General features: G+C 63.0%; 24 protein-coding genes. 14 read left to right on the forward strand and 10 right to left on the reverse strand.

Going from position 1 to position 16,984, the window contains the following annotated elements:
• Positions 1 to 423 precede the first annotated feature (423 nt).
• The gene (locus ACN0SW_RS18015) at positions 424 to 852 is read left to right on the forward strand and encodes a hypothetical protein (protein WP_417729317.1); all 429 of its coding nucleotides are present in this window, start codon (positions 424 to 426) and stop codon (positions 850 to 852) included.
• On the opposite strand, the gene ACN0SW_RS18020 is transcribed toward ACN0SW_RS18015, so the two are convergent.
• Entirely contained in the window at positions 830 to 1,861 is a 1,032-nt protein-coding gene (locus tag ACN0SW_RS18020) for a quinoprotein relay system zinc metallohydrolase 2 (RefSeq protein WP_417729318.1), read from the reverse strand. The genes ACN0SW_RS18015 and ACN0SW_RS18020 overlap by 23 nt on opposite strands.
• 99 nt (positions 1,862 to 1,960) lie before the next feature.
• Between ACN0SW_RS18020 and ACN0SW_RS18025 the strand changes: the two genes are divergently transcribed.
• A complete protein-coding gene (locus ACN0SW_RS18025) occupies positions 1,961 to 2,773 on the forward strand; it encodes a quinoprotein dehydrogenase-associated SoxYZ-like carrier (protein ID WP_417729319.1) in 813 nt (270 codons plus the stop codon).
• Positions 2,774 to 2,780: 7 nt separating this feature from the next.
• Here the strand turns inward: ACN0SW_RS18025 and ACN0SW_RS18030 are convergent, their stop codons facing one another.
• Genes ACN0SW_RS18030 through ACN0SW_RS18040 form a run of 3 tightly spaced genes read right to left on the reverse strand, consistent with a single transcriptional unit; the run spans position 2,781 to position 3,984 of the window.
• Complete coding sequence (locus ACN0SW_RS18030) at positions 2,781 to 3,134, reverse strand: hypothetical protein (protein WP_417729320.1); 354 nt, start codon at positions 3,132 to 3,134, stop codon at positions 2,781 to 2,783.
• On the reverse strand, positions 3,131 to 3,784 hold the full coding sequence (locus ACN0SW_RS18035; protein ID WP_417729321.1) for a hypothetical protein: 654 nt from the start codon (positions 3,782 to 3,784) through the stop codon (positions 3,131 to 3,133). The genes ACN0SW_RS18030 and ACN0SW_RS18035 overlap by 4 nt, the downstream gene beginning before the upstream one ends.
• The gene (locus ACN0SW_RS18040; RefSeq protein WP_417729322.1) at positions 3,781 to 3,984 is read right to left on the reverse strand and encodes a hypothetical protein; all 204 of its coding nucleotides are present in this window, start codon (positions 3,982 to 3,984) and stop codon (positions 3,781 to 3,783) included. The genes ACN0SW_RS18035 and ACN0SW_RS18040 overlap by 4 nt, the downstream gene beginning before the upstream one ends.
• Positions 3,985 to 4,187: 203 nt before the next feature.
• Here ACN0SW_RS18040 and pqqA point away from each other — a divergent pair, with 203 nt between their 5' ends.
• From pqqA to pqqE, 5 genes are read left to right on the forward strand one after another with little or no spacing between them, the layout of a single operon-like run.
• Positions 4,188 to 4,283: a pyrroloquinoline quinone precursor peptide PqqA gene (pqqA, locus tag ACN0SW_RS18045; RefSeq protein WP_037246620.1), complete on the forward strand. Its 96-nt coding sequence runs from the start codon at positions 4,188 to 4,190 to the stop codon at positions 4,281 to 4,283.
• A gap of 30 nt (positions 4,284 to 4,313) precedes the next feature.
• Complete coding sequence (gene pqqB, locus ACN0SW_RS18050; RefSeq protein ID WP_417729323.1) at positions 4,314 to 5,207, forward strand: pyrroloquinoline quinone biosynthesis protein PqqB; 894 nt, start codon at positions 4,314 to 4,316, stop codon at positions 5,205 to 5,207.
• Positions 5,204 to 5,953, forward strand: coding sequence for a pyrroloquinoline-quinone synthase PqqC (gene pqqC, locus ACN0SW_RS18055; RefSeq protein WP_417729324.1), 750 nt, complete (start codon positions 5,204 to 5,206; stop codon positions 5,951 to 5,953). The genes pqqB and pqqC overlap by 4 nt, the downstream gene beginning before the upstream one ends.
• A complete protein-coding gene (gene pqqD, locus ACN0SW_RS18060; RefSeq protein ID WP_417729325.1) occupies positions 5,950 to 6,222 on the forward strand; it encodes a pyrroloquinoline quinone biosynthesis peptide chaperone PqqD in 273 nt (90 codons plus the stop codon). The genes pqqC and pqqD overlap by 4 nt, the downstream gene beginning before the upstream one ends.
• Before the next feature lies 1 nt (position 6,223).
• Complete coding sequence (gene pqqE, locus ACN0SW_RS18065; RefSeq protein WP_417729326.1) at positions 6,224 to 7,315, forward strand: pyrroloquinoline quinone biosynthesis protein PqqE; 1,092 nt, start codon at positions 6,224 to 6,226, stop codon at positions 7,313 to 7,315.
• Positions 7,316 to 7,338: 23 nt separating this feature from the next.
• Here the strand turns inward: pqqE and ACN0SW_RS18070 are convergent, their stop codons facing one another.
• On the reverse strand, positions 7,339 to 8,205 hold the full coding sequence (locus ACN0SW_RS18070; protein ID WP_417729327.1) for a DMT family transporter: 867 nt from the start codon (positions 8,203 to 8,205) through the stop codon (positions 7,339 to 7,341).
• A 10-nt stretch (positions 8,206 to 8,215) separates the two neighbouring features.
• On the reverse strand, positions 8,216 to 8,893 hold the full coding sequence (gene mnmD, locus ACN0SW_RS18075; protein WP_417729328.1) for a tRNA (5-methylaminomethyl-2-thiouridine)(34)-methyltransferase MnmD: 678 nt from the start codon (positions 8,891 to 8,893) through the stop codon (positions 8,216 to 8,218).
• 64 nt (positions 8,894 to 8,957) lie between these two features.
• Here mnmD and ACN0SW_RS18080 point away from each other — a divergent pair, with 64 nt between their 5' ends.
• Together ACN0SW_RS18080 and ACN0SW_RS18085 are read left to right on the forward strand one after the other, a co-directional pair.
• Entirely contained in the window at positions 8,958 to 9,986 is a 1,029-nt protein-coding gene (locus ACN0SW_RS18080) for an NAD(P)/FAD-dependent oxidoreductase (protein WP_417729329.1), read from the forward strand.
• Positions 9,983 to 10,384, forward strand: coding sequence for a VOC family protein (locus ACN0SW_RS18085; RefSeq protein WP_417729330.1), 402 nt, complete (start codon positions 9,983 to 9,985; stop codon positions 10,382 to 10,384). Before ACN0SW_RS18080 ends, ACN0SW_RS18085 begins: the two co-directional genes overlap by 4 nt.
• Before the next feature lie 28 nt (positions 10,385 to 10,412).
• Here the strand turns inward: ACN0SW_RS18085 and ACN0SW_RS18090 are convergent, their stop codons facing one another.
• The 4 genes from ACN0SW_RS18090 to lgt form a co-directional block, all read right to left on the reverse strand.
• Complete coding sequence (locus tag ACN0SW_RS18090) at positions 10,413 to 10,544, reverse strand: hypothetical protein (protein ID WP_417729331.1); 132 nt, start codon at positions 10,542 to 10,544, stop codon at positions 10,413 to 10,415.
• A 247-nt stretch (positions 10,545 to 10,791) separates the two neighbouring features.
• Positions 10,792 to 11,547 (reverse strand): peptidoglycan editing factor PgeF, encoded by a 756-nt coding sequence (gene pgeF / locus ACN0SW_RS18095; protein ID WP_417729332.1) that lies wholly within the window; start codon positions 11,545 to 11,547, stop codon positions 10,792 to 10,794.
• Positions 11,544 to 12,605 (reverse strand): class I SAM-dependent methyltransferase, encoded by a 1,062-nt coding sequence (locus tag ACN0SW_RS18100; RefSeq protein WP_417729333.1) that lies wholly within the window; start codon positions 12,603 to 12,605, stop codon positions 11,544 to 11,546. Before ACN0SW_RS18100 ends, pgeF begins: the two co-directional genes overlap by 4 nt.
• Positions 12,602 to 13,492, reverse strand: coding sequence for a prolipoprotein diacylglyceryl transferase (gene lgt, locus ACN0SW_RS18105; protein WP_417729334.1), 891 nt, complete (start codon positions 13,490 to 13,492; stop codon positions 12,602 to 12,604). Before lgt ends, ACN0SW_RS18100 begins: the two co-directional genes overlap by 4 nt.
• Before the next feature lie 95 nt (positions 13,493 to 13,587).
• Between lgt and ACN0SW_RS18110 the strand changes: the two genes are divergently transcribed.
• The 5 genes from ACN0SW_RS18110 to ACN0SW_RS18130 all read left to right on the forward strand — a co-directional run bounded on the left by ACN0SW_RS18110 (position 13,588) and on the right by ACN0SW_RS18130 (position 16,895).
• On the forward strand, positions 13,588 to 13,830 hold the full coding sequence (locus ACN0SW_RS18110) for an accessory factor UbiK family protein (protein ID WP_417729335.1): 243 nt from the start codon (positions 13,588 to 13,590) through the stop codon (positions 13,828 to 13,830).
• 422 nt (positions 13,831 to 14,252) lie between these two features.
• Positions 14,253 to 14,753 carry a YbjN domain-containing protein gene (locus tag ACN0SW_RS18115; RefSeq protein WP_417729336.1) on the forward strand — a complete coding sequence of 167 codons (501 nt, stop codon included), beginning with the start codon at positions 14,253 to 14,255 and terminating at the stop codon, positions 14,751 to 14,753.
• A gap of 42 nt (positions 14,754 to 14,795) precedes the next feature.
• On the forward strand, positions 14,796 to 15,611 hold the full coding sequence (gene proC, locus ACN0SW_RS18120) for a pyrroline-5-carboxylate reductase (RefSeq protein ID WP_417729337.1): 816 nt from the start codon (positions 14,796 to 14,798) through the stop codon (positions 15,609 to 15,611).
• Positions 15,604 to 15,942, forward strand: coding sequence for a tRNA-binding protein (locus tag ACN0SW_RS18125; protein ID WP_417729338.1), 339 nt, complete (start codon positions 15,604 to 15,606; stop codon positions 15,940 to 15,942). The genes proC and ACN0SW_RS18125 overlap by 8 nt, the downstream gene beginning before the upstream one ends.
• Entirely contained in the window at positions 15,939 to 16,895 is a 957-nt protein-coding gene (locus ACN0SW_RS18130; protein ID WP_417729339.1) for a 2-hydroxyacid dehydrogenase, read from the forward strand. Before ACN0SW_RS18125 ends, ACN0SW_RS18130 begins: the two co-directional genes overlap by 4 nt.
• Positions 16,896 to 16,984 lie beyond the last annotated feature (89 nt).

A 16,984-nucleotide genomic window follows, 5' to 3' on the forward strand; every position in this document is an offset into this window, starting at 1 on the left:
TTCGGACCTTCGAGGTTCACCTCCATGATCTCCATCGGCTTGCCAGCCTCAACCGCAACCGCAGCGCGTGTCCGCATTCCGTCCATCCTCCCGTGCAGCTCCAAGAGCGCAACTTCAGAGCGCATGCGCCTGAGGTCACCACCTCAAACCAGCCTGTTTCTTCCTGTGACAATATGTGCCAATATTGCGGCAAAACTCAGTGAGACCTTAGTCGTAGAGCATGATATGAGATCGATAATACCCATCTTAGTTATTGTTTTTACTGGATTATCTCCAGTTTTCGCAGCCGGACTGAATGATCCCGACTGGCCCTGCATTCAGCGCCGTGTCGATACACTTTCTGCGGTTGTGATGTGGCCTCACCCGCCTGAGAATCAGATCACAACCAAAGCGGTCTCTCCCGCGGCCACCCGGCTGGCAGACTTGCTCGCGCTGCGCCGAATCAGCCTCGATCAGGCCGAGTCAGCGGTAGAGGCCGCGGCCCCCGATCTGGCCAAGGAGGATTACTCCGCGATCTTCTCGCACGTCTTCGAGCGCCTCAACCAGCGCCGCAGCGAAATCATGACCGGCATCACCCGCTACGCCCGCAATCAGGGCCGCATGGCTCAGGAAATCGACGCGCTGCGCACTCAAATCGCCAGCATGTCCAAGGCCGAAACCCCTGATTTTGACCGGATCGATCAGTTGGAAGAGGATCTCGACTGGCGCGTGCGCGTGTTCGACGACCGCCGCCGTTCGCTGAGCTATGCCTGCGAAACGCCGGTGTTGCTGGAAAAGCGGCTCTATGCGCTGGCACAGATTCTGGCGGCGGGCCAGCGACTGACGCAGGCTACTCCCATTCCAACTCGGTAAACGCCGCCGTCACGTTGCGCGGGTGAAACAGATCGAACAGCGCCCAGCGCCCGGCCTCTCCCTGTCCCACCTGCGCGATGGCCTCGCCCAATCGCAGACCATCGGCCACCGCCGCGCGGGTCTCGTCGCGCAAAACCTCCAGATACCGCCGCAGATCAACCGTGCCCTCAGGCCAGCCCAGAACCGGCCCGCCATGCCCCGGCACGAGGCGCGCAGGCACCGGCGCCCCAATCTGATCCAGCACCCGGAGCCAGCCCAGAATCGACCCATCCAGCGCCGGGCTATGCGCGTCGAACACCAGATCCCCGGCAAAGAGCGTGGCTGTCTCGCGGTCGAACACCGTCACATCGCTCTCGCTATGCGCCGTTTCCCAAGCCGCCAGATCCAGAACCCGGCCCCCCAGATCAATTTGCGAAGCTGCCTCCACATCTGCGCCCACCTCGGGCACCCGGCTGCCGATGAACCCCGGCCCCATGAGCCGGGCAAAGCTGTCCTCATAGGTCTCGGCCCGCGCCGCCACTGCCTGAGCCAGCTTGCGATGACCCATGATCTGCGCGCCGGCCTCGACCAGCACCGCAGCGCCCATCACATGATCTGGATGCATATGCGTCAGGATCAGATGCGAGATTGGCTTTTCCGTCACCGCTCGCACCGCCAGATAGACCGCCTCGCCCACCGCGCGGCTGCCGCCCGCATCAATCACCGCCACGCTGTCGCGTCCAATGATGAATCCAATATTGGCCACATCGCCCAGATTGTCCGGCGTCACATCCGCCACCTGCCCGCGATGCACATGCACACCCGGCGCGATCTCGTCGAATGTCAGCCCGCTCTCGGGTCGCGGCACGCAGTCGAACGCACCCGCCACCAGCGTATCGCCCCAATCGGGCCCAATCTCTTGGGCCCGCACCAAGGCCTGCGCACATTCCGTCGCCCCCACCGGCAAGAGCCGTGTCACGCAGGTCTCAGGGCTTGTCGCCAGACAAAGGCTCAGCATGACCTCAAACATCTTCGCTCCTTCGCGCGCCTGCTACCAAAGGTTGATACAATCTGCGCGGCATCCGTGGTATTGTCCAATGGTGCGAGTATGCCCGATCCGGAGGCCCCGATGACCCGATTTGCCCTGACTGCCCTGTGCCTGAGCTTTTCGCTCGGCACGGCTTCCCTTGCCCAAGATCTGCGGAACCCGCTTCAGGATGGTGAGACTTGGGAGTATCTGCGGTCAGACATTCTCAACACCGCCAAGACACTCTCTCCCGGCGCCATATTCTCGGTCGATGCCCCCTACCGCGCGCATGACGCGGCCACCGTGCCTGTCGTGATCACCCAGACTGATCAGAGCGCGGGACCGATCACAACCTTGAAAATCGTGATCGATGAAAACCCCGCGCCGCTCGCGGCAGAGATCACCTTTGGCCCCGCCATGGCCCCGCTCAGCTTTGAGACGCGGGTGCGGGTGAATTCCTATTCCAATCTGCGCGTCGTCGCCGAAACCGAGAACGCCAGCTATATCGACGGACGCTTAGTCAAGGCCGCAGGCGGTTGCGCGGCTCCGGCCACGCGTGACCCAGAGGTGGCGCTGGCCCATATGGGCGAAATGCGACTGCGCCATTTCGACAGCGCCCCGGTGCAAATCGGCAGCCGCCGCGACGCGCAGCTGATGATCCGCCATCCGAATTACTCGGGGCTGCAACGCGACCAGATCACCCAGCTATTCGTGCCCGCGCATTTCATTCAGGATCTCACCGTCTGGCAGGGCGACGAGATGCTGTTTTCTCTCACGGGAGGCATTTCCATATCCGAAGACCCGGTGTTCCGCTTCAGCTATACCGACAATGGCACGCCCGACCTGCGCATTCAGGCCAAAGATACCGACGGCAACATGTTCGAAGAACTGCTGCCCAAGTCCAGCGCCTCCTGAGACAGGTTCAGTTGAAACAGACGATCTCGGCTTCGGCCTGCGCTCGGCGCAGAGCGGCAACAATGCCCTCGCTCACCGGCCCCGCCTTGAACATCGACATGCGTTCGCCACTGCCTTGGCGCAGCGCCAGAACCGTCTCGGCTGACACATAGTCCTTATAGGGCAGGATCGCCGCAATCTCATCAATAGAGCAAGAACACCGCCGCAGCATCTCGCGCGTGTTGCCATTCACCGCCATGCAGCCAAAGACGTAATCCGCCCGCGCCTCGGTGGGATAATCGTTGAGTTGCTCCGCCACCGTTTGCGCCGCGGCCAAACCCGGCACGAGGCACAGCAACACCGCAGCTGCGCGCGCGCTCACTCCCTCCCCTCCGTCAACCGCAGCGTTGCCTGAAAAAACCGCCCACCGCCGGCGCGTTCCGGCGTTTCGGCCCGCATGGAATAATACCAACCCGGAACATTCTGCGAGACATCAAACACCACCTGCAATTCGGCAAACGGGCCCAGCCGCGCGGCATTTTCATCGCCTGCAAAGGGGACCATAACCACCTCCTGCGCCACATGGCGCTCTCCGGCCCAACTCACCTGCACCGGGGCAATGCTCACCGGCGTCAACAGCGATTCCTTGATCCGGTTGCGGATATAGAACGTGCTGCCGCCCGTGGCCTGCGCCAGATCCCGCACCAGCCGTTCCAGAAAGAACATCGCCATCGGATTGCCAACACTGGCGTCAAACCCGGCAACCGGCTGCGGCCCGGTCTCCTTTACCCGCATCAGCCGCGCGGTTCCCCCCGCTTCGATCTGCAAAGCATAGACCTGCGCGCCCTGCGCTTCGGTCGGCGCGGCCTCATTGCCGGTCAGACCCTCGTAATGCAGGGCATCGCCCGGCGCAAAATCCGCCAATGTCCCGGTGTGAAAGATCAGGTCATACCCCTCATGCGCCGTGTCCGCAGAGACAGGCGCCGCCGCCAGCGTCCCGCCCAAGATGATCGCGATGATTATACGCCTCACGCCCGCGTCCTCGCCCCGCCAAGAGGCTGACACGACCAGCGCGCAATGCGCCAGCGCGGATGCGTTTGCGCCCATTTGCTCAGCTCGGGAATCGCCCTGGCCATGCAGCCGCGCGCGGTGCGGTCGGTATATTGAAACGCCCGCTCTTCACAGATTTCCGGCTCTCGCGCCAGACAGGCCACAAACAACAGCTCGATCATGATCCTTCTCCTGCACCCCGACGGCCCCCGCTGCTACATGCCAAGATATGGGGCCAGTCTCCCTCAGGTCCAGCCCGAGACACAAGCCCCTCTCCCCCTGATTGCACTAAAGTCGTAGGTCACTACGACCATGGCAAAGTTGACATAACGAGGATCGGAATATCTACTCACCTTATCGACCATATCTAAGAGGAGGATAGACGATGGCATGGAGCAAGCCGGTTCTGCGTGAACTGAACTGCGGAATGGAGATCAATATGTACGGCCCCGCCGAAGAAGGCGACGGCGTCCTGTTCTGAAATAACCCTCCGGCCGCAACGAGGTAACAGGTGTTCAAGGCTCTGATACTGGGTGCTGCGGCCGGTGGTGGCCTGCCACAATGGAATTGTGGCTGCGAGAATTGCAATCTCGCGCGGGCGGGTGACATCCTCGCCTCAACCCAATCCTCATTGGCCGTGACCATGGACGGCGCGTCATGGGTGATCCTTAACGCATCGCCTGACATTCGGGCGCAAATCGCCGCCAATCCGGCCCTGCATCCGCGCAACCTGCGCGATACTCCCATCACGGGCGTGCTGCTGACGAATGGCGATATCGACCATGTCGCGGGGCTGCTCAGCCTGCGCGAAGGGCAGCCCTTCACCCTCTATGCCACCGGCGAAATCCACGATGTTCTGGCGGCCAATCCCTTGATGCAGGCCGTAGATACCGCCCGCGTGCCGCGCGTCGCCATCGCACTCGATCAGCCCGTGACCCTGTTGCCCGGCCTCACCGCCACGCTCTTCTCGGTCCCCGGCAAGGTACCGCTCTATATGGAGGGCGAGACCGTCGAGACCGATCTTGAGGGCGAACAGACCACCGGCGTGCATCTTCAGGCCGGAGGGCGCAACATCTTTTATATCCCCGGCTGCGCCGCTGTGACCGACCGCCTCGCCACCCGCCTGCGCGGTGCCGATATGGTGTTCTTTGACGGCACGCTCTGGCGCGACGACGAGATGATCAGAATGGGCCTCAGCCAGAAAACCGGGCGGCGCATGGGCCATATCTCGATGTGCGGACCAGAGGGATCAATCGCCGCATTGCGCGATCTGGGCATCGGGCGCAAAATCTATGTCCATATGAACAACTCGAACCCTGTCCTGCGCCCCACCACGCCCGAGCGCGCCGAGGCCGAATCGGCGGGCTGGATCATCGGACAGGATGGAATGGAGCTGACAGCATGACCGCCTCCCGCGACGCCTTTGAAGCCCGCCTGCGCCAGATCGGAGCAGAGCGCTATCATGACCGCCACCCGTTCCATCACCTCTTGCACGGTGGCCAATGCACCCCCGATCAGGTGCGCGCCTGGGTCATCAACCGCTATTATTATCAATCCCGCATCCCGATGAAGGATGCGGCCTTTCTCAGCCGGGTCGAGGATGCCGATCTGCGCCGCATCTGGCGCTCGCGGATCGAGGATCACGACGGCACCGCCGAGAACGAGGGCGGGATTCGCCGCTGGCTGCACCTCGCGCAGGCGGTAGGGCTCGATCCCGACTATGTGGCCTCCGCCCAAGGCGTGTTGCCCGCGACCCGCTTTGCCGTCGATGCCTATGTGGCCTTTGTCCGCGAAAAACCGCTGCTCGAGGCGGTCGCGGCCTCGCTGACGGAACTCTTTGCGCCCAAGATTCACGCCGAGCGGATCGAAGGCCTCTTGGCCAATTACGCCTTTGCCGATGACACGAGCCTCGCCTATTTCCGCAACCGCCTGAAAGAGGCGCCCAAGGATGTGGCCTTTGGTCTCAAATGGGTGCTCGACCACGCCGACACGACCGAGAAACAGGATGCCGCCGCCGCAGCGCTGATCTTCAAAACCGATGTACTCTGGTCGCAGCTTGACGCGCTCTATTCAGCATATGTCACCCCCGCCCGCATCCCGCCGGGCGCATGGCAACCCGGCGAGGGACTGCTCGCCAAAGGCGCGGCATGACCCCCGACACCGTCCCCCTCCTGCCGCGCGGCGTGCGCCTGCACTATGACCGCGTCCGCAAGGATTGGGTTTTGCTCGCCCCCGAACGCGCCGTCCGGCTCGACCCCATCGGTCACGCGATTCTCAGCCGGGTGGATGGGGTGCAGAGCTTTGGCGCGCTCACCGCCGATCTCGCCGCCACGTTCAACGCGCCGCTCGACGATGTGGCCCGCGACAGCGCCGAGTTCTTGGCAGGCCTGGCCGAGCGCCGCTTTCTGGAGGTGCGCTAACATGGCCAATCCCCCCATCGCCATGCTGGCCGAACTGACCCATCGTTGTCCGCTATCGTGCCCCTATTGTTCGAACCCGGTGGATCTGACCGCGCGCGACACCGAACTCAGCACCGTCGAATGGGTCTCCGTATTCCAACAGGCCGCCGATCTGGGCGTGCTGCAACTGCACCTTTCGGGCGGCGAACCGGCCTCGCGCCGCGATCTTGAGGAACTGGTCAGGGCCGCCCGTGACGCGGGCCTTTATACCAACCTCATCACTTCCGGCATTGGCCTGACCGAAAAACGGCTGGCCGCCCTCGATGCCGCAGGGCTCGACCATATCCAACTGTCGCTACAAGGCACCGATGCCGAGATGGCCGACCGCATCGGCGGCTACAAGGGCGGCTTTGACCGCAAGATGCAGGTGGCCCAATGGATCGCCGCCATCGGCTTTCCGCTCACGCTCAATTTTGTCATGCACCGGGGCAACATGCACCAACTGCCCCGCGCGATTGACATGGCGCAGGACATGGGCGCGCGCCGGATCGAGGTGGCAACCGTGCAATTCCACGGCTGGGCGATGCTCAATCGCGGCGCGCTCATGCCCGACCGCGCGCAGGCACGCGAGGCCAGCCGCATCGTCGCCGAGGCCCGCGTAGCCCTCAAGGGGCGACTAGTCATCGACTATGTGCCCGCCGATTATCACGCAGATTACCCCAAGACCTGCATGGGCGGCTGGGCCTCGACTGGCCTCAACGTCGCCCCCGACGGTCTGGTGCTGCCGTGCCACGCGGCACAGACCATCAAGACGCTGACATTCGACAACGTCCGCGACCGCCCTCTGGCCGATATCTGGCACGAGGGCGCGGCCTTCAACGCCTTTCGCGGCACTGACTGGATGCAGGACCCCTGCCGCTCCTGCGATCGCAAGACGATTGATTTCGGCGGCTGCCGCTGTCAGGCGATGGCGATTGCGGGCGATCCGGCGGCGACCGATCCGGTCTGCATCAAATCCCCTCACCACGCCCGCATGCGCGCCTTGGCCGAGGATTTCGCAGGCCAATCCGACGCCGCGCTGACATGGCGGGTCATGGACAAGACTGCCGGATAACGCGCGGCACGAGGCGCGCGCCCTTATCCCACCTTGCGTTGCCGCCAGAGCGTAAAAAGCCCCGCCCCAACGACCAGCGCGCCCCCCAAGGCCACGTTCAAGCGGATCGTTTCGCCAAAGATGAAAATCCCGATCCCCGTGACAAAGAAGAGCTGCAGATAGGCAAAAGGCTGCACCGCGCTCGCCTCCGCCACCTCATAGCATTTGATCAGCGTGTAATGCCCCGCCGCCCCGGTGATACAGAGCGTGATCATCCACACCCAGGCATCACCCGACATCGGCTCCCAAAACCAAATCCCGGCGAGGGTCATGGCAATCGACCCCACCGTCCCCGTCCAAAAGAAACTTGTGGCCGCCGTATCCCTGCGCGCCACATAGCGCGTGAGCAGGCCATAGAGCGCAAACATCAGCGCCGCGACAAAGGGAACAATCGCCTTGGGGTCGATCACGCTCACCCCCGGCGCGAGAATAGTCAGCACACCGATGAACCCGACACCAATCGCCGTCCAGCGCCGCCACCCCACCCGCTCGCCCAGAACAGGACCCGACAAGGCTGCAACCAACAGCGGATAGCAGGCAAAAACCGCATGCACCTCGATCAGGCCCAAAAGGGTAAAGCCATAGATCATCACGCAGATTTCCGCGACCAGCAGCACGGCGCGAAACCCCTGCAGCAGCGGCTGCGTCGTGTGCGCGGCGGCCCGCAACCCCCCGGCCTTGCGCGCGGCAATCACCATCACGAAGGCGGCAAAGAACCAGAACCGGATCATCACCACCATCATGACATTGTATTCGGCGGCCAGATGCCGCGAAATACCATCTTGCACGGCAAAGATGACCGTGGTCAGCACCATCAACCAGATGCCCAAGCGGGTGTTTTGCAATGTCACGAGCGGTCTTTCACGAGCGGTCTTTCCGAGCCGTGGTCATGTGCCGTTTACGGCCATATCCCTGAACCCGCGTAACAGAAAATCCGGCGGCCTCAAGCCCCCGCCGCACAAACCCCGCCGCCGTATAGGTCGTGGCGGTTCCGCCCACCACCGTATGCCGCGCAACGGCTGCCATCAGATCCGGCTGCCACATCTCGGGGTTTTTGGCGGGCGAAAACCCGTCCAGAAACCATGCATCCGCCTTGCAGGGCCAAGCATTTAGTGTTTCGCGCGCATCCCCCACGATCAGGGTAAAGTCCAGATCCGGCAGGCTGATCTTTTGCGCGCGCCCCTGCCAATGCGGCGCAAGATCCGCGCCGATCCCCAACAGTTCTGCAAAGCGGGCTTGCGCGCGGCGCATGTCTTGAGGGCGCATCGGATAGGCCTCAAAACTGGTAAAGCGCAGACGGCCAGAAACTCCCGCGGCCCGCCACGCCGCAAGACTGGCCAAGAGGTTGAGCCCCGTGCCAAACCCCAGCTCAGCGATATGGAACCCGTCCCGGAATCGCGCCGGCAGATCATTACCGCCCAGAAACACATGCCGCGTTTCCGCCAGCCCGTCGTCCAGACTGAAATAGGGATCGTCAAACCGCACCGACACCGGCACCTCGCCCTCGCGCCAGATCAGGTCTGCGGTCTGGTCCTGCATGGCATGATCCTCTAAAGCATGAGCGAAACGCGCGCGACCATCGCGCGACGGCAAAGGATTGGCAATGGTCGATATCACGGTGATGGGTGCGGGCATTTTTGGCCTCTCGGTGGCGTGGTCCTGTGCGCGACGCGGCGCGCGCGTGCGCGTCATCGACCCGCACGGCCCCGGTGCAGGGGCCTCGGGGGGGATCGTGGGGGCCATGGCCCCGCATGTGCCCGAATTGTGGAACACCAAAAAGGCCTTCCAACTCGAAAGCCTGCTTATGGCCAAACCGTTCTGGGACGAGGTTGCAGATGTCTCACGTCTCTCGCCCGGCTACGCCCGTTTGGGCCGCCTGCAACCGATTGCCGACGCTGCCGCCTTGGCGCTGGCCCATACGCGCGTCCTGAATGCCGAAACGCTCTGGCAGGGCAAGGCGGACTGGCGCATCGAAACCGCATCTGGCCCGTGGTGCCCGCCCAGCGCCACAGGTCAGGTCATCCATGACACGCTCAGCGCGCGCCTGCATCCCCGCCAGGCCTGCGCCGCTCTGGTCGCCGCCCTGCGCGCGCGCGGCGCCGAGGTTGTGACCGGGGGCCACGCAGCGGGCCGTATTCTCTGGGCCACCGGCATCGCCGGGCTGGAGGAGATAAGCGCCGCACATACCCGCTCTGTCGGCAACGGGGTCAAGGGGCAAGGCGCGCTGTTGGCCTTTGACGCCCGCAACCAGCCGCAGATTTTCGCAAATGAGGTGCATATCGTGCCGCATGAGGATGGCACCGTCGCAATAGGCTCAACGTCCGAGCGTTATTATGACGATCCCACCAGCACCGATGCCCAGCTTGATGATGTCGTCGCCCGCGCCGTGGCGGCCTTGCCCAGTCTCGCCGAGGCCCCTGTGATCGAGCGTTGGGCCGGGGTGCGTCCGCGCTCGCGATCACGCGCACCGATGCTGGGCGCGCATCCGTATCGGCCCGGTGAATTTCTCGCCAATGGTGGCTTTAAAATCGGCTTTGGCATGGCCGCCAAGGTGGGTCAGGTGATGGCAGATCTGATGCTCGACGGCATCGACCGGATTCCCGATGATTTCAAACCCGAGGCATCCCTATGACCCAGCCTGCAATCGCCGCCCTTGACCATCTGGTGCTGACCGTGGCCGACATCCCCGCCACACTCGCCTTTTACCGTGACGTGCTGGGCATGCAGCCCGAGGTGTTTCACCCCGCCGATGGCAGCACCCGCTGGGCGCTCAAATTCGGTGTGCAAAAAATCAACCTGCATCAAGCGGGGGCAGAATTCGACCCCAAGGCGGCGCGGGTCCAATCCGGCAGCGCCGATCTGTGCTTCCTCAGCGCGGCCGCGCTTGAGGACTGGCAGAGGCATTTCGCGGCGCTTGGCATCACGCCAGAACTCGGCCCGATTGCGCGCTCCGGGGCCACAGGCCCGATCCGCTCGCTCTATCTGCGCGATCCCGATGGCAATCTGATCGAGGTTTCGAACCAATCCTGAGGTGGAGGCACCCCACCATTCGGACCGGTTACGCGGTCTTGATCGCCTTGGGCAATTCCACGATCCGCACAGACATCTTGCGCTGACCGCGCTGATACGGCAGCGCCGGGGTGGCCTCTTTGCTGTGCTTCACGACCGATTTCAACCAACGTGCTTTCATGATCCCAACCTCTCGTCTCAGTCCCCGTCTTGCCGGGACTCATTGTTTCGTTACCAGCAACTATGCTCAGGGTTTGAGGCCAAGGTTTGACGGAAATCGTGAATATTCAGACAAGATCAGGGCATCCGCACACGACCCCTCTGAAATTTCAAGCCATTGAATTTAATTAAAATATTTCAAAATTCGCAGAGGGTGGCAGTCGCATTGCCAGACTGTTTTCACAATTTCGGCCCGAATCACGCCGCAATCACAGGCGGATCACCGAAATCAGACGACCATAATCCGCCTCACCGGCATGGGTGGTGCGGCGATAGGAATAAAACCGCTCGGGATCGCCATAGGTGCAATGATGCGTCCATTCGGCCTGCCCGATCCCGGCCTGCCGCAACCGGTGCAGGCCAAATCCCGGCAGGTCAAAATGATAGCGCCCGCCCTCACCATTGACAAAAAACCGCGAATTACCGCGATCGTCGTCAATGAATGCCTCGATAAACTCCGGCCCCACCTCATAGGCCGCCTGCGAAATCGACGGGCCGATCACGGCCCTGATCCGGCGGCGCTCGGCCCCCAGATCCACCATTCCCGCAACCGTCGCTTCCAGCACACCGTCAAGCGCTCCGCGCCAGCCGGCATGCGCCGCGCCGATCACCCCGGCCTGCCTGTCCGCAAAGAGCACCGGCTGACAATCCGCCGTCAGCACCCCCAGCACCACGCCGGGCGTCGCCGTCACCATCGCATCGGCGCGCGGGCGCTCGCCCATGGGCCCCGTCACCGTCACCACATCGGCGGAATGTACCTGATGCACCGTGACAAGGCACATAGGCTCCACCCCCATCGCCTCAGCCACCCGCGCCCGGTTGATCTGCACGATCTCGGATTGATCCGACGATCCGGGGCCGCAATTGAGCCCCGAAAACACGCCAGACGACGCGCCTCCCCGTCGGGTAAAAAACCCGTGGCGCAGCGGTGCCAGACTGTCAGCGGTCAGAATTTCTAGCGTCATGGCTCCAATCCGGGTGGCGGTGTGGTCCCTTGGGGATAAAGGCCCAGCACCTTAAAGAGCCTCCCCATTTCCTCCGCCTCGGTCAAGCGCCGATATGCCGCCAGATGCGTCTCCAACGCTGGTCCGCTCAAATTGCGCGCCAGCGCTTCGGCTCGCGCGCCAATCCCCAACCGCTCCAGAAACACCCCCTGCGGCGTTAATCGCGTATGCACGGCAGGCGATGCCGCCCGCGCCAGCGCCTCGAAATCCACATGCGCGGTCAGATCCGCCGCCCCCGGCTCTGCCAAGGGATCAACCGGCACATGCCCTTTGACCGCCTGAAACGTATCGCCCAGGGACCGCCAGTCGCCATAATCCACGATCAGCGCCGCACCGCCATGCCCCGCGATCCGCGCGCCAATCTCTGCCGCCACCGCCTCGGCCGGGCCGCAGGTCTCGACAATATCGCCCTCACGCGTGTCCTCGAGTCTCTCCGCCAGCGCGGGCCGTGTCACCGCTCCGCTCAGCCCCATCGCCAACCGGCCTGCCGTCGCGCCGACAACCCGCTCGCGCCACCCGTCGCCAGATCGCTGAAACTGACGGATCGGCAAGGCATCGAAAAACTCATTCGCCAACAGGAAAAGCGGCCCGTCGGGCAGGCTCTCAACCCGGTCGTGCCAGATCACATCGCCCGCAATCACGCGCCGCTGCACCGCACGCAAGGCGTCTGAACCCTCAACCAGATGTACCTCTGCCGCGTCCCCAAACCCTGGCACGCCGCGCGTGGCCCGCAACACATCCGCCATCAGCGTCCCGCGCCCCGGCCCCAACTCTGCCAGGAGAAACCGCGCGGGCCGCCCCTGATCCAGCCAGACCTGAGCCAGACAAAGCCCCAGCAATTCGCCAAACATCTGACTGATCTCGGGCGCGGTGATAAAATCCCCCGCCGTCCCAAACGGATCGTGCGTCGTGTAATACCCGAACTCGGGATGCATCAGACAGGTCGCCATGTAATCTGCAAGGCTCATCGGCCCCGCTTCGGCAATCCGCCCCAGCAACTGCGCCTCAAGACTGCTCATGCCCTGCGCACGCGCCGCGCCCATAAAAACATGCCAAAACCAAACGCGATCATCGGCAACGACAGCACTTGCCCCATGGTCAGCCCGTACCCCGCCATCTGCACCGCCCATCCCAGCGGATTGCCCTCGGCCACAAATTGCGCATCCGGCTGGCGCACGAATTCCACCAGAAATCGCGCCACACCGTAGCCTGCGAAAAACAGCCCTGTCAGCGTGCCGGGCAGCCGCAGCGCGCCGCGCCGCCAGCCCAGCCACAAGAGCACGACACCAAGGATCAACCCCTCCAGCGCCGCCTCATAGAGCTGCGAGGGATGCCGCGCGCAAACCCCGATCACATCGGCACAAGTCTGCGCTGCAGCCCCGGGAAACGCCACACCCCAAGGCAGATCCGTCGCCCGCCCCCAAAGCTCGCCATTGATGAAATTCGCAATCCGCCCCAGCAACAGCCCCACCGGCGTCACCATACAGAGCGCATCCGCCACCGACAGCCACGCAATCCTCTGCCTGCGCGAGAAAAGCACCACCGCCAGCACCACCCCGATCAACCCGCCATGAAACGACATGCCGCCTTGCCACACGGCCAAAATCTCTCTGGGATTGGCGAGGTAATAGCCCGGCTGATAAAACAGCACATAACCCAGCCGACCGCCCAGAATGACGCCCAGAATCACCCAAGTCAGCAGATCCTCGACCTGTTCGGGTCGCATCGGGGCCGCGCCGCCCGGCCACAGCCCGGGCCGCTTGACGCTCGCCACCACCAGCCGCCAGCCGATCACGATCCCCACGATATAGGCCAGCGCATACCAGCGCAGCGCGAACTCCATTCCAAAGAGCGGAATCGTGAAAATCTCGGGCGATATATCGGGAAAGGGGATCATGGCTTGCATAGCTGTCTCTCTGCCTCTGGGCTTGGCCCAAGTCAACCTTGTGATCCGCCCCTCCCGACACATATAAGAGAGCAAATGTAACGCCGGAGAAACCGATGCAGACCCGTAACAAAATGCTCGACGATCTCAGCCAGTTGATGACCAACGCCATGGGCGTGGCTCAGGGCGCCAAGACCGAGGCCGAGACCGCCATGAAATCCCTCATCGACCGCTGGCTCGCGGATCGTGATTTCGTAACGCGCGAGGAATTCGACGCCGTCCGCGCCATGGCCCAAAAGGCCCGCGAGGAAAACGAAGCCCTCAAGACGCGCATAGAGGCACTGGAAAAGCGCGGGTAACTCCCCGCGCGCGAACCAATCCCGTAGGGTGGGGCGAACCCACCAAACCCTCATACCTGCTAAACCCGCTCACGATGCCACCCGGTCGCCGACCTGTGGTCTGGAGACGCATCGCCCGTAGGGCGGGTGCCAACCCGCCAATCCATCATCCTTAACATACCCATCCCCCCACCGCGCTTACGTACGCTCAAACCGCACAACCGTACATCTCTCCGAATCCCGCCCCCCTCCGCTCTCTCTTGCGGCAGCAATCATTCCATCCACAAGATATTGCTCCTTCCCCCAACAAATAGCTTTACAGGACGCATCAAACCCCGCACCATATCTGGTATGGGCGAGGGGAATGGCCCCCGTCCGTAGAGCAGGCACCTAGCGCTAGGGGTGCATCGCCACCCCCGCGCTATAGCAAATGAGGCGGCGCCATGGCACTTTCAGAACAGTTCTTGCAGGATGACATCCATCCCATTGATATCGTTGAACATATCGCAGAGCACCACGAGTGGGAGTTCGACCGCATCGGCGATGATCAGATCGCAATGGCCGTCGAGGCTCAATGGCGCACCTATTCCCTGACCCTCGCTTGGTCCGGATATGACGAAACCCTGCGTCTGGTGTGCACCTTCGACATGGACCCACCTGCCGACAAACTCCCTGTGCTCTTTGAAATTCTCAATGAAATCAACGATCAATGCTGGGCAGGCGCATTCACTTGGTGGGCCGAGCAAAAGCTGATGGTCTATCGCTACGGCCTCGTCCTCGCAGGCGGTCAGGTCGCCAGCCCTGAGCAGATCGACACCATGCTCCATGCCGCCGTTTCCAGCGCCGAACGCTACTATCCCGCCCTGCAACTCGCGATCTGGGGCGAGCAATCCCCCCGCGACGCCATGCAGGTGGCCATTGCAGAGGCCTACGGTCGCGCGTAACACTATCCCCCGCAAAGCACGAAACAGAGCGGGGGCACCACCATGACGATGGACGATCTGGCCGAAAAAGGTCTTGTTTTACTAGGCTGTGGCAAGATGGGAAGCGCCATGTTGCAAGGCTGGCTCGCGGGGGGATTGCCGTCCGCGTCCGTCTGGGTCAATGATCCCAACCCCTCGGACTGGCTGCGCGGCACCGGGGTGCATCTCAACACCGACCTGCCCGCCCAGCCCGCCATCGTCCTCGTCGCGGTCAAACCGCAGATGATGGGCGCGGCGCTGCCAACTCTTGCCGCCATGGGAAACGGAACGACACTGTTCGTCTCGGTCGCCGCTGGCACACCGATTTCCTCTTTTGAACAGACACTTGGCACGCAAACCCCGATCATCCGCGCCATGCCCAACACCCCCGCCGCCGTGGCGCGCGGTATCACCGCGATCATCGGCAACGCCCATGCCAGCGCCGCCCATCTCGATCTTGCTGAAACCCTGCTGCGCGCCGTGGGTCAGGTGGTCAGGCTCGATCACGAGGATCAGATGGACGCAGTCACCGGCCTCTCGGGGTCGGGCCCTGCTTATGTGTTCCACATGATCGAATGCATGACGCAAGCGGGCATTGCCCAAGGCCTCTCGCCCGCGCTTTCCCTGCAATTGGCCCAAGCCACCGTCGCAGGGGCCGGGGCCTTGGCCGAAGCCGCCGAGGAGACCCCCGCGCAACTCCGGCAAAACGTGACCAGCCCCAATGGCACCACCCAAGCCGGGCTTGAGGTGCTGATGAACACCGACACCGGCCTGCCCCCCCTGATGCAAAAGACGGTCGCCGCCGCCGCCGACCGATCGCGGGAGCTGCGCAATGGCTGAGATCACCTTTGACGACTTCCTCAATGTGGACATCCGCGTCGGTCGTGTGACCCGCGCCGAACCCTATCCCGAGGCGCGCAAACCCGCGATCAAGCTCTGGGTCGATTTCGGACCTGATCTTGGTGAAAAGAAATCGAGCGCCCAGATCACCGCGCATTACACACCCGAGCGCCTGATCGGGCGTCAGGTGCTGGCCGTGGTCAATTTCCCCCCCCGCCAGATCGGCAAATTCCGATCAGAAATCCTCGTGCTCGGGCTCAGCGATAGCAATGGCGAAATCGTTCTGATAGGCCCGGATCAGGATGTTCCCCTAGGAGAAAGACTGCATTGAAACGGATCCTTCTGACCCGCCCCATGCCGGACCGCGTACTCGACGCCGCCCGTAGCCATTTCGACGTCGAGACCCGCGACGACAACACCCCCCTCAAACCGGGGCAGATGCGCGGCGCGCTGGCGCTCTATGACGGCATCCTCCCCACGCTGGGCGATATGTTCCAGGCCGATGTCTTTACCGAGGCCGAGAATTCTCGCTGCCGAATCCTCGCCAATTTCGGTGTAGGCTATAATCACATCGACGTGGCCGCCGCCCGCGCCGTGGGCATTGCCGTGACCAACACCCCCGGCGCAGTGACCGACGCGACCGCCGATATTGCCATGACCCTGATGCTTATGTCCGCACGCCGAGCAGGCGAAGGGGATCGTCTGGTGCGGTCGGGCAAATGGCCGGGCTGGAACCCCACACAGATGCTCGGGCTGCATGTGACGGGGCGGACCGTGGGCATCGTGGGCATGGGCCGCATCGGTCAGGCCATCGCCCGGCGCTGTCATTTTGGCTTTGGCATGCAGGTTGTCTATCATAACCGCTCGCCCAAACCGCTCGACTTCGAGGCCCGGCAACTCGCCTCGATTGACGCAGTGGCCGCCGCAGCGGATTTCCTCGTTGTCGCCGTGCCCGGCGGGGCCGAAACCCGACACCTGCTCAATGCCGCGATATTTGAGGCCATGCGCCCAACTGCGCATTTCATCAATATCGCGCGCGGTGATGTGGTGGATGAGGCCGCCTTGATCGCCGCTCTGCAAAAAGGTCAGATCGCCGGGGCTGGGCTCGATGTTTACGAGCAGGAACCGATCGTGCCCGAGGCCCTCAAGGCAATGGAAAACGTGGCGCTCCTGCCGCATCTGGGCACCGCAGCCCTCGAAGTGCGCGAGGCCATGGGGCTGATGGCGGTCGAAAACCTGCGCGCCTTCTTTGCCGGAGAAACCCCGGCGAATTTGGTGAACTGAAGTACTCCAAAACTTCGTTCAAACAGATAACCAAGGCCTTTCGGTGATTCATTGGACCCCGAAAGGCCTTGGAAAATCCTCGCATCGGC

Origin of the sequence: Roseovarius sp. (assembly GCF_048262375.1) — a bacterium.
In the GTDB taxonomy this organism is placed as follows: Bacteria; Pseudomonadota; Alphaproteobacteria; order Rhodobacterales; family Rhodobacteraceae; genus Roseovarius.

Excerpts from the sequence above, each read along its gene's own strand:
- ACN0SW_RS18125 (WP_417729338.1), top strand. The coding sequence starts at position 15,604 with ATGGCTGAGATCACCTTTGACGACTTCCTCAATGTGGACATCCGCGTC.
- ACN0SW_RS18090 (WP_417729331.1), bottom strand. The coding sequence starts at position 10,544 with ATGAAAGCACGTTGGTTGAAATCGGTCGTGAAGCACAGCAAAGAGGCC.
- ACN0SW_RS18080 (WP_417729329.1), top strand. The coding sequence starts at position 8,958 with ATGGTCGATATCACGGTGATGGGTGCGGGCATTTTTGGCCTCTCGGTG.
- pqqE (WP_417729326.1), top strand. The coding sequence starts at position 6,224 with ATGGCCAATCCCCCCATCGCCATGCTGGCCGAACTGACCCATCGTTGT.
- ACN0SW_RS18020 (WP_417729318.1), bottom strand. The coding sequence starts at position 1,861 with ATGTTTGAGGTCATGCTGAGCCTTTGTCTGGCGACAAGCCCTGAGACC.
- ACN0SW_RS18040 (WP_417729322.1), bottom strand. The coding sequence starts at position 3,984 with ATGATCGAGCTGTTGTTTGTGGCCTGTCTGGCGCGAGAGCCGGAAATC.
- mnmD (WP_417729328.1), bottom strand. The coding sequence starts at position 8,893 with ATGCAGGACCAGACCGCAGACCTGATCTGGCGCGAGGGCGAGGTGCCG.
- ACN0SW_RS18085 (WP_417729330.1), top strand. The coding sequence starts at position 9,983 with ATGACCCAGCCTGCAATCGCCGCCCTTGACCATCTGGTGCTGACCGTG.
- ACN0SW_RS18100 (WP_417729333.1), bottom strand. The coding sequence starts at position 12,605 with ATGAGCAGTCTTGAGGCGCAGTTGCTGGGGCGGATTGCCGAAGCGGGG.
- pgeF (WP_417729332.1), bottom strand. The coding sequence starts at position 11,547 with ATGACGCTAGAAATTCTGACCGCTGACAGTCTGGCACCGCTGCGCCAC.
- lgt (WP_417729334.1), bottom strand. The coding sequence starts at position 13,492 with ATGCAAGCCATGATCCCCTTTCCCGATATATCGCCCGAGATTTTCACG.
- ACN0SW_RS18025 (WP_417729319.1), top strand. The coding sequence starts at position 1,961 with ATGACCCGATTTGCCCTGACTGCCCTGTGCCTGAGCTTTTCGCTCGGC.
- ACN0SW_RS18115 (WP_417729336.1), top strand. The coding sequence starts at position 14,253 with ATGGCACTTTCAGAACAGTTCTTGCAGGATGACATCCATCCCATTGAT.
- pqqD (WP_417729325.1), top strand. The coding sequence starts at position 5,950 with ATGACCCCCGACACCGTCCCCCTCCTGCCGCGCGGCGTGCGCCTGCAC.
- pqqA (WP_037246620.1), top strand. The coding sequence starts at position 4,188 with ATGGCATGGAGCAAGCCGGTTCTGCGTGAACTGAACTGCGGAATGGAG.
- pqqC (WP_417729324.1), top strand. The coding sequence starts at position 5,204 with ATGACCGCCTCCCGCGACGCCTTTGAAGCCCGCCTGCGCCAGATCGGA.
- proC (WP_417729337.1), top strand. The coding sequence starts at position 14,796 with ATGACGATGGACGATCTGGCCGAAAAAGGTCTTGTTTTACTAGGCTGT.
- ACN0SW_RS18110 (WP_417729335.1), top strand. The coding sequence starts at position 13,588 with ATGCAGACCCGTAACAAAATGCTCGACGATCTCAGCCAGTTGATGACC.